Genomic DNA, 12272 nt, shown 5'->3' with positions numbered 1-12272 from the left:
CCACCGTAGGCGCTGCCACTGACAGTGGCCGTGACCTCTTACTTCGTGAGCTCGCCCAGCTCCTGGTCGGCGGACCTCGACACCCGGCGGCGCACCCCGAACCAGCCCGCGACGAGCATGACGGCGATCACCGGGATGAGCAGCAGGGTCTTGCGGCCGACCTCGGGGTCGTTCCACATCATGCCGAGGCAGACCAGCAGGAAGGCGATCGTGGCGATCTCGGTGACGGGGCTGCCCTTGAGGCGGAAGGACGGCCGGGCCACCAGGCCCGCCCTGGCACGCCGGACGAAGACCATGTGGCAGAGCATGATGATCACCCAGGTGCTGATGATGCCGAGGGAGGCGACCTCCAGCACGATCTCGAAGGCCTGCGTGGGCACCAGGTAGTTGAGGCCGACGCCGAGCACGCAGACGGCGCAGGTCAGCAGGATGCCGCCGTACGGCACCTGGCTGCGGTTCATACGGGCCGTGAACTTCGGCGCCGAGCCCGCCATGGCCATGGAGCGCAGGATGCGGCCGGTGGAGTACAGGCCGGAGTTCAGGGACGACATGGCGGCGGTGAGGACGACCAGGTTCATCACGTCGCCGGCCGCCGGGATGCCGATCTTCGACAGGACCGTCACGAACGGGCTCTGGTCGCCCGAGTAGACGGAGCCGGGCAGCAGCAGGGCCAGCAGCACGACGGAGCCGACGTAGAACAGGCCCACGCGCCACATGATCGAGTTCACCGCGCGCGGGACGATCTTGTGCGGCTCGGAGGTCTCGCCGGCGGCGACACCGACCAGTTCCAGCGCGGCGTAGGCGAAGATGACGCCCTGCATGACCAGGACGACGGGCATCACGCCGTGCGGGAAGATTCCGCCGTGGTCGGTGATCATGCTCAGGCCGGGGGTCTGGCCGCCGACCTTGTGCTGGGTGGCGAGCAGGAAGATGCCGATCAGCATGAAGCCGACGATGGTGGCGACCTTGACGATGGCGAACCAGAACTCCAGCTCGCCGAAGATCTTCACCGAGATCAGGTTCACGGCCAGGACCACCGCGAGGGCGATCAGCGCGAGCACCCACTGCGGTATGGACGTGAACATGCTCCAGTAGTGCGTGTACAGCGCGATCGCGGTGATGTCGGCGATGCCGGTGGTCGACCAGTTCAGGAAGTACATCCAGCCGGCGACGTAGGCGCCCTTCTCGCCGAGGAACTCGCGCGCGTACGACACGAACGAGCCGGAGGACGGCCGGTACAGGACCAGTTCGCCGAGTGCTCGGACGACGAAGAAGGCGAAGACGCCGCAGACCAGATAGGCCAGGGCGAGTGCCGGTCCCGCGTTGTGCAGGCGTCCGCCGGCCCCCAGCAGGAGGCCGGTACCGATGGCACCGCCGATGGCGATCATGTTGACGTGGCGGTGCTTGAGGTCCTTGCTGTATCCGGCGTCGCCCGCGTCAGCGGGCGTCCCGGTCGCCTGGGGGTGGGCGGCGACCTGTACCGATTCGACGGCGTCCTTGCTCAAGGGCGGTTCCACTCTCTGGTGCCCGGGCATTGTCGCCCAGGTGTCCGTGATGTGCAAGGTCCGCACCGCCCTTGTGTCGCGGCACGGACCAAGACAGCACGTTCCCAGAGTGATCACTCAGTATGCGATGGCACACGTCACACGGCGCGATTTCTCACGCGGACCAGCCCACAATATAGATGTATACTACATCTAATTGCGATCGTACACACTCCGAAAGCCACCCGCCCCATGACGTGGCGCACGGAATCCTCGCGATCGCGGGTTTCACAGCATTGGTGAGACAGCGATACTGCTGCACATGACGACCGACACTGAGGAGCCGACCCTCACGATCGACGAGCTGGCCGCCCGGGCGGGCCTCACGGTGCGCACGGTCCGCTTCTACGGCACCAAGGGGCTGCTGCCGCCGCCGGTGATCGGTCCGCGCCGGGTGGGCCACTACGGCCCCGGGCATCTCGCGCGTCTCGCGCTGATCGAGGAGCTCCAGCACCAGGGCATGACCCTGGCCGCGATCGAGCGGTACCTGCGGCAGCTGCCGCCGGACCTGAGCGCCCGGGATCTCGCAGTGCACCGGGCCGTTGTGTCCTCGTGGGCCCCGGACACCTCGGAGAGGCTCTCACGCGCGGAACTGGAGCGGCGTTCGGGACGGCCGCTGACCGAGGACGACCTGGACCGGCTGGCCGCGATGAACGTGGTCGAGCGGGACGGTGACGCGTTCCGGGTCGACGCCGGGCTGCTCCGGCTCGGCGTCGAACTGCTCGACGTGCCGTTCTCGCAGGAGACGATCCTGGCGGCCCGCACCGCCCTGATCGAGCACTCACGGGCGGCGGCCCGGGAGCTGTCGTCGCTGTTGCGGGACGCGGTCGCCGAACGAGACACCCGGGATGTGAAGTCGCTGTCGGCGCACATGCATCCGCTGGTGGTGCAGGCCCTGTTGACGACCTTTCAGCGGTCGCTGAGGCAGGAACTGCAGGAGTGGCTCACCCCGGAGGAGGGGTGAGCCACTCCTGCAAGATCCGTCAGCGCCCGTCGGTGAAGGTCTCGCCCTTCTCGGCCTTCTCGATCAGCAGGGCGGGCGGGGTGAAGCGCTCGCCGTAGCGGTCGGCCAGCTCACGCGCGCGTGCCACGAAGCCCGGCAGGCCGACCCCTGTCCCGGCGCCGCCGTCGTAGCCGTTGATGTACTGCAGGACGCCGCCGGTCCAGCCCGGGAAGCCGATGCCGAAGATCGAGCCGATGTTGGCGTCGGCGACCGACGTCAGGACACCCTCCTCGAGGAGCTTGACGGTGTCCAGCGCCTCCGAGAAGAGCATCCGCTCCTGCATGTCGCGGAACGGGATCTCGTGCCCAGGCTTGGTGAAGTGCTCGCGCAGGCCCGGCCACAGTCCGGCGCGCTTGCCGTCCTCGCCGTACTCGTAGAAGCCCGCGCCGCCGCTGCGGCCCGGGCGCCCGAACTCGTCGACCATGCGGTCGATGACGGCCTCGGCGGGGTGCGCCGGCCAGGTGCCGCCCGCCTCCTCGACGGCCCGCTTGGACTCGTTGCGGATCTTGCGCGGCAGGGTCAGCGTCAGCTCGTCCATCAGGGACAGCACCTTGGCCGGGTAGCCCACCTGCGCCGCCGCCTGCTCGACCGACGCGGGCTCGATGCCCTCGCCGACCATCGCGACGCCCTCGTTGATGAAGTGTCCGATCACGCGCGAGGTGAAGAAGCCGCGCGAGTCGTTGACGACGATCGGCGTCTTGTTGATCTGCCGGACGAGGTCGAAGGCGCGGGCGAGGGCCTCGTCGCCGGTGCGCTCACCCTTGATGATCTCGACGAGCGGCATCTTGTCGACCGGCGAGAAGAAGTGCAGTCCGATGAAGTCGGCCTGGCGCTCGACGCCTTCGGCGAGGGCGGTGATCGGGAGGGTGGAGGTGTTCGAGCACAGCAGCGCGTCGGCGTCGACGACGTGCTCGATCTCCTGGAACACCTTGTGCTTGAGCGCCGGGTCCTCGAAGACGGCCTCGATGACCGCGTCGCAGCCCGCGAGGTCGGCGGCCTCGGCGGTGGGGGTGATGCGGGCGAGCAGCGCGTCCGCCTTCTCCTGGGTCGTACGGCCCCGGGAGACGGCCTTCGCGCACAGCTTCTCGGAGTAGGACCTGCCCTTGAGAGCGGCCTCCAGGGAGACGTCCTTGAGAACGACCTCGATGCCCGCGCGGGCGCACGAGTAGGCGATGCCCGCGCCCATCATCCCGGCGCCCAGGACGGCGACCTTGCGGACCTTGCGCGGCTCGACGCCCTTGGGGCGGTTGGCGCCGGAGTTGACGGCCTGGAGGTCGAAGAAGAACGCCTGGATCATGTTCTTCGCGGTCTGCCCGGCGGCCAGCTCGACGAAGTAGCGCGCCTCGATGACCTGGGCGGTCTCGAAGTCGACCTGGGAGCCCTCGACGGCCGCGGCGAGGATGTTGCGCGGCGCCGGGTAGGGCGCGCCATTGGTCTGCTTGCGCAGACTGGCCGGGAAGGCGGGCAGGTTGGCGGCGAACTTGGGGTTGGCCGGGGTGCCGCCCGGGATGCGGTGGCCGGGCTTGTCCCAGGGCTGCTGGGACTCGGGGTTGGCATCGATGAAGGCGCGGGCCTTGGCCAGCAGCTCCTCCGGCGTTTCGGCCACTTCATGGACGAGGCCGTTCTCCTGGGCGCGCCGCGCGTTGTACTGGGTGCCCTGGAGGAGGACCTTCAGGAGGGCATCGGCGATGCCCAGCAGGCGTACGGTGCGGACGACTCCGCCGCCTCCGGGCAGCAGGCCGAGGGTGACCTCGGGGCAGCCGATCTTGGTGCCGGAGGTGTCGAGGGCGACGCGGTGGTGGCAGGCGAGGGCGAGTTCGAAGCCGCCGCCCAGGGCCGCGCCGTTGATCGCCGCGACGACCGGCTTGCCGAGGGTCTCGATGCGGCGCAGGTTGCGCTTGATGGCGAGGCTGCCGTCGAAGAGGTCCTGCGCGGTCCCGGGCGTGACCCGGATCAGGTCGCGCAGGTCGCCGCCGGCGAAGAAGGTCTTCTTGGCGGAGGTGAAGATGACGCCCCGGATGCTGTCCTTCTCGGCTTCCAGGCGTTCGGTGATCGCGGCGAGGGAGTCGCGGAACGCCTGGTTCATGGTGTTCGCGGACTGGTCGGGGTCGTCGAGGACGAGGGTGACGACGCCGGTGTCGTCCTGTTCCCAGCGGATGGTGGTGCTTTCGGTCATGACAGTCGTCTCCGTTGAAGTGTCGTGATTCCGCGGGGAGTTCAGATGCGCTCGATGATGGTGGCGATGCCCATGCCGCCGCCGACGCACAGCGTGGCGAGGCCGTAGCGCTTGTCCTGGCGCTCGAGCTCGTCGACGAGCGTGCCGAGGATCATCGCGCCCGTGGCGCCGAGCGGGTGGCCGAGAGCGATCGCGCCGCCGTTGACGTTGACCTTGTCCAGGGACAGGCCCATGTCCTTCACGAAGCGCAGCACGACCGCGGCGAACGCCTCGTTGATCTCGACGAGGTCGATGTCGTCGATGGTCAGCCCGGCCTTGGCGAGCGCCTTGCGGGTGGCGGGCGCGGGACCGGTGAGCATGATGGTGGGCTCGGAGCCGGAGACGGCGGCGGAGACGATCCGCGCGCGCGGGGTGAGGCCGTGGCGCTCGCCGACCTCCTTGGAGCCGATCGCGACGAGCGAGGCGCCGTCCACGATGCCGGACGAGTTGCCCGCGTGGTGGACGTGGTCGATCTTCTCGACCCAGTGGTACTTCTGCAGGGCCACGGCGTCGAAGCCGCCCAGCTCGCCGATGTCGGCGAAGGACGGCTTCAGCTTGGCGAGGGAGTCGGCGGTGGTGCCGGGGCGCGGGTGCTCGTCGTGGTCGAGGACGACGAGGCCGCTGCGGTCCCTGACCGGGACGACGGAGCGCTCGAAGCGGCCGTCCTTCGCGGCGCCCGCCGCGCGCTCCTGCGAGAGGGCCGCGTACTCGTCGACGTCGCGGCGGGAGAAGCCCTCGATGGTGGCGATGAGGTCGGCGCCGATGCCCTGCGGCACGAAGTTCGTGGCCATGTTGGTCATCGGGTCGTTGAACCAGGCGCCCCCGTCGGAGGCCATCGGCACCCGGGACATCGACTCGACACCGCCGGCGAGGATCAGGTCCTCCCAGCCGGAGCGGACCCGGGCGGCGGCCTGGTTGACGGCCTCCAGGCCGGACGCACAGAAGCGGTTCTCCTGGACGCCGGCGACCGTGTCGGGCAGACCGGCGGCGATGGCCGCGATGCGGGCGATGTCGGAGCCCTGGTCGCCGACCGGGCCGACGACGCCGAGCACGATGTCGTCGATCGCCGCCGGGTCCAGGCCCGGGAAGCGGTCGCGGATCTCATGGATGAGGCCGACGACCAGGTCGATCGGCTTCGTGCCGTGCAGGGCGCCGTTCGCCTTGCCGCGGCCGCGCGGGGTGCGGATCGCGTCGTACACGTACGCTTCGGTGCTCACTGAGAGGCCTTTCAACGAGGGTTTTCACAGCGGAGGGTCTGGGGGACCGGCGTTCGGAGTGGGTATCCCCGGAAAGCGGCGGGCTCCATCAGTCGCCGTCCTTTCGGCGGTCGTCGGCGAGCAGCCGGGGCACGTCCCAGTCGCGGGCCACGTCCTCCGTGGCGGTGCCGGGCAGAGCGGGGCCGGTGCGGACGGTGGTCGGCGTGGCGCTGAACCTCGGGGCCGGGGCGGGCTGGGTGATGCCGCCCTGGTCGATGAAGGTGCCGCGGGCTGCGAGGTGCGGGTGGTGCGGGGCCTCGCGCAGGGACAGGACGGGCGCCACGCATGCGTCGGAGCCCTCGAAGACGGCCGTCCACTCGTCGCGGGTGCGGGACCGGAAACGCTCGGCGACCCGCTCGCGCAGTTCACCCCAGCGGGTCCAGTCCTTGTGGGCCGGGGCGAGGTCGTCCAGGTCGAGCCGGTGCAGGAACTCCTCGTAGAACTGCCGCTCCAGGGCGCCGACGGCCAGATACTGCCCGTCGGACGTCTCGTACGTCCCGTAGTAGGGGCAACCGCCGTCGAGCAGGTTGGTGCCGCGCCGGTCCTGCCAGCCGCCGGCCGCGAGCATGCCGTGGATCATCGAGGCGAGGTGGACGGTGCCGTCCACGATGGCGGCGTCGACGACCTGGCCGGTACCGGTCGCGCACGCGTGGTGGAGCGCGGCGAGGACGCCGACGACCAGGTAGAGGGAGCCGCCCGCGTAGTCGCCGACCAGGTTGGCGGGGACGACCGGGGGCTCGTCCGGGGCTCCGATCATGCCGAGGGTGCCGGTGACGGCGATGTACGTGACGTCGTGGCCGGCCCGCGGGGCGAGCGGGCCGTCCTGGCCCCAGCCGGTCATCCGGCCGTAGACCAGCCGGGGGTTGCGGGCGTGGCAGGCCTCGGGGCCGACACCGAGGCGTTCGGCGACGCCGGGGCGGTAGCCCTCGATCAGGATGTCGGCGCGTGCGGCCAGGTCGAGGACGCGGTCCGGGCCGTCCACCTTGAGGTCGACGACGACGGAGCGCTTGTTGCGGTTGGTGATGTCGTACGCCGGGTCGATCCCGAGCCCCGGGCCGCCGGGCCGGTCCACGCGCACGACGTCGGCGCCCAGGTCGGCCAGGAGCATGGCGGCGAACGGGCCCGGCCCGATGCCGGCCAGCTCGACCACCCGCACGCCCGTGAGCGGGCCGTGTCCCGGCGTCGGCGTCCCTGCCGTCGTCATGCGGCCCCCAGTCGATGTGACACCACCGCTGTAACACCACTGATGCTAAGAACGTGTTCCACCCGACACAAGAGGTGGCGAGCAAGCGCTTAGCCAACTTACCCCGACGAGCCTGCGGCCAGGGGCGAGCGTCGGGCCGCTCGCTCCCCACGCTAGCCTCAGCCACGGACAACGGCGCGCGCCACGGACCAAGGGGTGTCATGAGCAGGCTAAAGAGGGCGGACCGCCCCTACGACATCGTCCTCTTCGGAGCCACTGGCTTCGTCGGCACGCTCACCGCGGACTACCTCGCCGCGCACGCGCCGAAGGACCTGCGCTGGGCGATCGCCGGCCGTGACGAGGGCAGGCTCCAGGCCCTGCGCGAGCAGCTGCCGGGCGGCTCCGAGGTCGGCGTGCTGCGCGCCGACGTCGCCGACCCGGACACTCTGCGGGGGCTCGCCGAGCACGCGCGCGTGGTGGCCTCGACCGTGGGGCCGTACATCCGCTACGGCGAAGAACTCGTCGCCGCCTGCGCGGACACCGGGGCGGACTACCTCGACCTGACCGGTGAGCCCGAGTTCGTGGACCTCATGTACGTCCGGCACGACGCACGCGCGCGTGAGACCGGCGCCCGGATGGTGCACGCCTGCGGCTTCGACTCGGTCCCGCACGACCTCGGGGCGTACTTCACCGTCCAGCAGCTGCCGGAGGGCGTGCCGCTGACCGTCGACGGCCATGTGAGCGTCGACGCGGCCTTCTCCGGCGGCACCCTCGCCTCGGCGCTCGACCAGTTCGCGCGCGGCCGGCAGATGCTGGCCGCCGCACGGGACCGCGGCCGGCACGAGCCACGCCTGATGAGCCGTCGGGCGAGCGCGCCGACGGGTGCGCCGAGGTTCGCCAAGGAGGTGGGTGCCTGGGCGCTCCCGCTGCCGACCATCGACCCGCAGATCGTGCGCAGATCGGCGCGGGCCCTTGAACGGTACGGTCCCGACTTCCGTTACCGGCACTATGCGGCCGTACGGCATCTGCCCGTCGCCCTGGGCGGGGTCGCCGCCGTGGGCGCGGTCGCCGCGGCGGCCCAGATACCGGCCGCCCGGCGGTGGTTGTCCGGCCGGCTCAGGCCGGGCGACGGGCCGAGCGCCGAGAAGCGCGCGAAGAGCTGGTTCACGGTGCGGTTCGTCGGCGAGGGCGGCGGCCGGCGGGTGTTCACGGAGGTCTCGGGCGGCGACCCCGGCTACGGCGAGACGGCGAAGATGTTCGCCGAGTCGGCCCTGTCCCTGGCCTTCGACGACCTGCCGCCGACGGCCGGCCAGGTCACGACGGCGGTGGCGATGGGCGACCCGCTCATCGAGCGACTGCGCGGGGCGGGGATCACTTTCCGGGTGGCGGCGGCCTTCTGACACTCCAGCGGCGCTTCCCGTCAGTCCTGGGCGACGTGCTCGGCTGCCGCGCGGGCGAGAGCGTTCCCCACCGTTGTGCACGCGAGCAGGGCCACGGAGCGCAACCCGGCGCCCGAAGCAACGGCGCGGCTCAGTACGGCCAGGCGATGCTCTCGGCACTGACCGCGTTCCTGACCCCGTGCCGGGACAGGCCGACCACACCGGCCGTTCCCAGGGCACGAGGTACCGCCTAGAGGCCCGTGGTCACGGTGTAGATCATCCCGCCTATCCAGGCGAGCCCCGCCAGTACGGCGAGGATCAGTGCGGCCGTCACGGCGCGCTCGACGGGCTGGGCGGGGTTGCTCACGGGCTTCGCGGAACGGTGCGTCGTCATGCGGCCCAGCCTTCCGGGCCGGCCCGGTCGGCCACATCCGTACGGGTACTCAGACGACGTACTCACCCCGAGGCCGCGGAGTGGTCCGTCGTCGCGTCCCGAAGTGCCCGGCGACACGAGGCGTCCGCCCTGCGCGTCGTCTCCGGGAGCCGGTAGCGCGGGGTGAGCGCGAGAGTGTGGGCGCAGGCGTTGTCCAGGCTCACCCGGTGACCCACGGACACGAAGACCGGTTTGACGGCGTCCCGGGTGCGCAGGGCGCGGCCGACCTCCTCGGTGCCCGCGAGGAGCGGGGAGACGCTGCCGCGCGCGGGGTCCGGGTCGTCGTACACGAAGGTGAACGGGTTCTTGGCGACGCCGATCGTGGGCAGGCCGGTGAGCACGCCGAGGTGGCCGGCGAGACCGAAGCGGCGCGGGTGGGCGAGGCCGTAGCCGTCGCAGACGACCAGGCCGGGCGGGCAGGGCAGTGCCTCCAGGGCGGCCAGCACGGCGGGGATCTCCCGGAAGGCCAGCAGGCCGGGCACGTACGGGAAGGGGACCGGGCCGACGGCGGTCGCCTCGGCGACGACCTCGAGCGTGGCCGCGTCCAGCACGACGGCCGCCGCCGCGACGAGGTTGCGCGCGTCGTCGTAGGCGACGTCGACCCCCGTCACCCGGCCCGTCCCGGGCGGCGGTCCGGGCTCGTCGAGGACCACCCGCCCGCGCAGCTCGTCCTGGACGGCGCGGGCCTGCTCCTCGGTCACGGGCCAGCCCGCGGGAACGCGTACGGTCGTCATGGTGACCACGACTGTACGGTCCCGCGCCGGCACCGAAGCCCGCCGGGTCAGCTCTTGTTGCCGCCCAGCGCGCGTTGCAGCTGCTCCTTGTTCATGTCCGAACGGCCATGGATGTTGCGCCGCTTGGCCTCCTCGTACAGCTGGTCGTAGGTCAGCCCCTGGGCACCCTGGTGCGAGCGCCGGCCGCCGCGCTCGCCGGACGACATGTCCTCGGTGGAGGTGCGGCTGGCACGCTGCGACTCGCCGGACCGGGCCCGTTCCTTGTTGACCGTCCGGGCCGCGATCTCCTCGGCACGCCGCGTGCTCTCGCCGCGCTCCAGCGCGCTCTCCTTGACGTGCTCGTACTGACGCTCCCGCTTGGGGCTGGAACCGCGTGGCACGGCCGCTCACTTCCTCTCGCTTCGTGTCCCGCGATCGAGTACCCGCGTTCCGCGTCCTTCACGTCAGTTCTCGAGTCGTGCCACGCGCCCCTGCTCCCCCGCCGCCCAGCAGCTCAGGTCGGGCGCGCAGTCGACGGTGTCGTACGACCCGGTGTCGACCGTGCGCCAGGTGCGGCCGCCGTCGGTCGTCACGTCGGTGCCGGTCGGGCCGACGGCGAGCGCGGTGGTGCCGCTGTGCGGAAGCCAAGCGGCGCCGGAGCGGTAGGCGGGCGGGGGCGTGACGGCGGACCGCCAGGTGCGGCCGCCGTCGGGTGTGACGGCCGCGGCCTGCGGTGAGGGCTGGTCCGGGCGGTAGTCGCCGCCGACGGCGATGCCGTGGGTGCGGTCGTGGAAGGCGAGGGCGAAGACGCCCCGGGCCGGGTCGCCGGCCGGGATCGGCGTGTCGGCCGCGTTCCAGGTCAGGCCGCGGTCGGCGGAGTGCAGCACACGCGCGTGGGCCGCACCGCCGGTGGCCAGCCAGACGTCCTTCGGGCCGGACGTGACCAGGCACTGGCCGCTGGCCGCGAAGCCCGCCTCTCCGTCCAGGGCGGCCGGCATGCCGGCGGCGGGCAGCACCCGCCAGGTACGGCCGCCGTCGGCGGTGGACAGAATGCGGAACTTTCCGTCCACCGGGTCGCTCATGGCGAGGCCGTGCCGCCGGTCGAAGAAGGCCAGGCAGTCGTAGAAGGCCCTCGCGTCGGTGTTCCGGAAGGACTCGGTCCAGGTCGCTCCGCCGTCGTCGGTGCGGTAGACGCGGGAGGCCTCGCCCTCACCGATGGCCAGCACCACCGCGCGGCGCGCGTCGAAGGCCTCGATGTCGCGGAACTGGAGGTCGGTGGCGCCGGGCGGGGAGACGTTCCGCCAGCTCGCGCCGCCGTCCGTGGTGCGCAGGACTGTGCCCCCGGTGCCTGCCACCCAGGCCGTGCGGCGGTCGACGGCGGACAGTCCGCGGTAGCGCACCTCCGGGGTGCCGCTGTCCTTGAGTTCCCAGTGCGGGGTGCGGTGGTCCGGCGTCCCCGCCTCGGCGGGACCGATCGTCAGGGCGGCCAGCGCCGCCCCGCACGCCACCCCCGCGGCCACCACTCGGCTCGTACGTCCCCTGCGTCGCGTGCTCCCCAAGCGCCTCATGGCGGGCGAAGCTAGCTCACTGCCCCGCCGCCGTCCAGAGGGCCCAACTGCCCCTCGGAGCACTGCGGGACAACCGCGCCACTGCCGTGCATGAATGCGGTGACCGAGGTCACTCGGAATGTGTGTGCACGGATGAGCCGATTCCGTCGTCTCTTCCAGTACGAGGAACCGTCCGCCCGGAAGTTCGTCCAGCCGTCACAAGGGAGCAAGGCGTTGTCCACTCTCATCGAGCAGCCCGTAGAGGCCCGTCTCGTCGCAGCCGCGCCGCGCATGCCGAGCATTCCCGCCACGCTGCGCTACGACCGGCACGACCCGTTCGCCGTCCAGATGACCTTCCCCGCCCCGGCCACCCTGGAGGGGGTGGAGGTGCGCTGGACCTTCTCCCGCGAGCTGCTCGCGGCCGGGCTGCACGCCCCGGAGGGCCACGGCGACGTACGGGTGCGGCCGTACGGCTACGACCGCACCGTCCTGGAGTTCCACGCCCCCGAGGGAACCGCCGTCGTACACGTCCGCTCGGGCGAGATACGCCGGTTCCTCGAGGCGACCAGCGCCCTGGTCCCCACCGGTCTCGAACACCAGCAGCTCGACCTCGACCACGACCTGGCGGAGCTGATGCGCGACGCCCGCTGACTCAGCGTCCGTGCGCCGACAGGGCGTCGAGCTCGCCGTAGTCGAGCCCGCCTGCGAGCGCGCCGTACGTCCGGCCGTCCACCAGCTCCCGCGCGGCGCGGCGGACGACGGCATACGCGGCCTGGGCGTGCCCGGAACCGGCGCTGCCCCAGGCCACGCCGAGCCCGGCGAGCCGACATCGAGGTGCGCCCGGGTCACCGGTTTAATGCGTTGACAGTCCCCGAGGGCGTTCTTACCGTGGTGGACGGTTCTGTTGCCGTCGATAGGAGAAGGACGTTGTTCGTCTGAGGTCCTGAGTCACCGCGTCACACGCCTCGGGCGTGTGCGCAGCGTGCGACCTCGGCGTTC

Annotated in this window: 12 protein-coding genes; 3 read left to right on the top strand and 9 right to left on the bottom strand. The window is 71.5% G+C overall.

Annotation, left to right across the window (positions count from 1 at the left end; genetic code table 11):
• Positions 1 to 38 precede the first annotated feature (38 nt).
• Positions 39 to 1505, bottom strand: a complete 1467-nt coding sequence (locus IEZ19_RS32960; RefSeq protein WP_189314976.1) for an amino acid permease — start codon at positions 1503 to 1505, stop codon at positions 39 to 41.
• Between the two features lie 301 nt (positions 1506 to 1806).
• Between IEZ19_RS32960 and IEZ19_RS32955 the strand changes: the two genes are divergently transcribed.
• The gene (locus IEZ19_RS32955; RefSeq protein ID WP_189314975.1) at positions 1807 to 2508 is read left to right on the top strand and encodes a MerR family transcriptional regulator; all 702 of its coding nucleotides are present in this window, start codon (positions 1807 to 1809) and stop codon (positions 2506 to 2508) included.
• Between the two features lie 19 nt (positions 2509 to 2527).
• Here the strand turns inward: IEZ19_RS32955 and IEZ19_RS32950 are convergent, their stop codons facing one another.
• The 3 genes from IEZ19_RS32950 to IEZ19_RS32940 form a co-directional block, all read right to left on the bottom strand.
• On the bottom strand, positions 2528 to 4723 hold the full coding sequence (locus IEZ19_RS32950) for a 3-hydroxyacyl-CoA dehydrogenase NAD-binding domain-containing protein (protein WP_189314974.1): 2196 nt from the start codon (positions 4721 to 4723) through the stop codon (positions 2528 to 2530).
• 41 nt (positions 4724 to 4764) lie between these two features.
• The gene (locus IEZ19_RS32945) at positions 4765 to 5979 is read right to left on the bottom strand and encodes an acetyl-CoA C-acetyltransferase (protein ID WP_189314973.1); all 1215 of its coding nucleotides are present in this window, start codon (positions 5977 to 5979) and stop codon (positions 4765 to 4767) included.
• An 88-nt stretch (positions 5980 to 6067) separates the two neighbouring features.
• Complete coding sequence (locus tag IEZ19_RS32940) at positions 6068 to 7222, bottom strand: CaiB/BaiF CoA transferase family protein (protein WP_189314972.1); 1155 nt, start codon at positions 7220 to 7222, stop codon at positions 6068 to 6070.
• A gap of 200 nt (positions 7223 to 7422) precedes the next feature.
• Here IEZ19_RS32940 and IEZ19_RS32935 point away from each other — a divergent pair, with 200 nt between their 5' ends.
• Positions 7423 to 8601 (top strand): saccharopine dehydrogenase family protein, encoded by a 1179-nt coding sequence (locus IEZ19_RS32935; RefSeq protein ID WP_189314971.1) that lies wholly within the window; start codon positions 7423 to 7425, stop codon positions 8599 to 8601.
• Positions 8602 to 8830: 229 nt separating this feature from the next.
• Here the strand turns inward: IEZ19_RS32935 and mmpA are convergent, their stop codons facing one another.
• From mmpA to IEZ19_RS32915, 4 genes are all read right to left on the bottom strand, one after another.
• Positions 8831 to 8974, bottom strand: a complete 144-nt coding sequence (gene mmpA / locus IEZ19_RS32930; protein WP_189314970.1) for a morphogenic membrane protein MmpA — start codon at positions 8972 to 8974, stop codon at positions 8831 to 8833.
• A 62-nt stretch (positions 8975 to 9036) separates the two neighbouring features.
• Positions 9037 to 9747, bottom strand: a complete 711-nt coding sequence (locus tag IEZ19_RS32925) for an endonuclease V (RefSeq protein ID WP_189314969.1) — start codon at positions 9745 to 9747, stop codon at positions 9037 to 9039.
• Positions 9748 to 9794: 47 nt separating this feature from the next.
• Positions 9795 to 10127, bottom strand: a complete 333-nt coding sequence (locus tag IEZ19_RS32920) for a plasmid stabilization protein (protein WP_189314968.1) — start codon at positions 10125 to 10127, stop codon at positions 9795 to 9797.
• A gap of 63 nt (positions 10128 to 10190) precedes the next feature.
• Complete coding sequence (locus tag IEZ19_RS32915) at positions 10191 to 11294, bottom strand: WD40/YVTN/BNR-like repeat-containing protein (RefSeq protein WP_189314967.1); 1104 nt, start codon at positions 11292 to 11294, stop codon at positions 10191 to 10193.
• Positions 11295 to 11507: 213 nt separating this feature from the next.
• On the opposite strand from IEZ19_RS32915, the gene ssgD reads away from it, so the two are divergent.
• Positions 11508 to 11924, top strand: a complete 417-nt coding sequence (gene ssgD / locus IEZ19_RS32910) for a spore wall synthesis regulator SsgD (RefSeq protein WP_189315003.1) — start codon at positions 11508 to 11510, stop codon at positions 11922 to 11924.
• Position 11925: 1 nt separating this feature from the next.
• Here ssgD and IEZ19_RS32905 read toward each other — a convergent pair whose 3' ends face one another.
• The gene (locus tag IEZ19_RS32905; RefSeq protein ID WP_189314966.1) at positions 11926 to 12081 is read right to left on the bottom strand and encodes a hypothetical protein; all 156 of its coding nucleotides are present in this window, start codon (positions 12079 to 12081) and stop codon (positions 11926 to 11928) included.
• Between the last annotated feature and the right edge of the window lie 191 nt (positions 12082 to 12272).

Source organism: Streptomyces brasiliensis, from assembly GCF_014647875.1.
In the GTDB taxonomy this organism is placed as follows: Bacteria; Actinomycetota; Actinomycetes; order Streptomycetales; family Streptomycetaceae; genus Streptomyces; species Streptomyces brasiliensis.
The sequence above is the reverse complement of the archived record's forward strand: the minus strand, read 5'-3'. Positions and strand labels throughout refer to the sequence as shown.

Bases quoted from the DNA above. Each gene is read 5' to 3' on its own strand.
- IEZ19_RS32955 (WP_189314975.1), top strand. From the start codon at position 1,807: ATGACGACCGACACTGAGGAGCCGACCCTCACGATCGACGAGCTGGCC.
- IEZ19_RS32950 (WP_189314974.1), bottom strand. From the start codon at position 4,723: ATGACCGAAAGCACCACCATCCGCTGGGAACAGGACGACACCGGCGTC.
- IEZ19_RS32940 (WP_189314972.1), bottom strand. From the start codon at position 7,222: ATGACGACGGCAGGGACGCCGACGCCGGGACACGGCCCGCTCACGGGC.
- IEZ19_RS32935 (WP_189314971.1), top strand. From the start codon at position 7,423: ATGAGCAGGCTAAAGAGGGCGGACCGCCCCTACGACATCGTCCTCTTC.
- mmpA (WP_189314970.1), bottom strand. From the start codon at position 8,974: ATGACGACGCACCGTTCCGCGAAGCCCGTGAGCAACCCCGCCCAGCCC.
- IEZ19_RS32925 (WP_189314969.1), bottom strand. From the start codon at position 9,747: ATGACGACCGTACGCGTTCCCGCGGGCTGGCCCGTGACCGAGGAGCAG.
- IEZ19_RS32915 (WP_189314967.1), bottom strand. From the start codon at position 11,294: ATGAGGCGCTTGGGGAGCACGCGACGCAGGGGACGTACGAGCCGAGTG.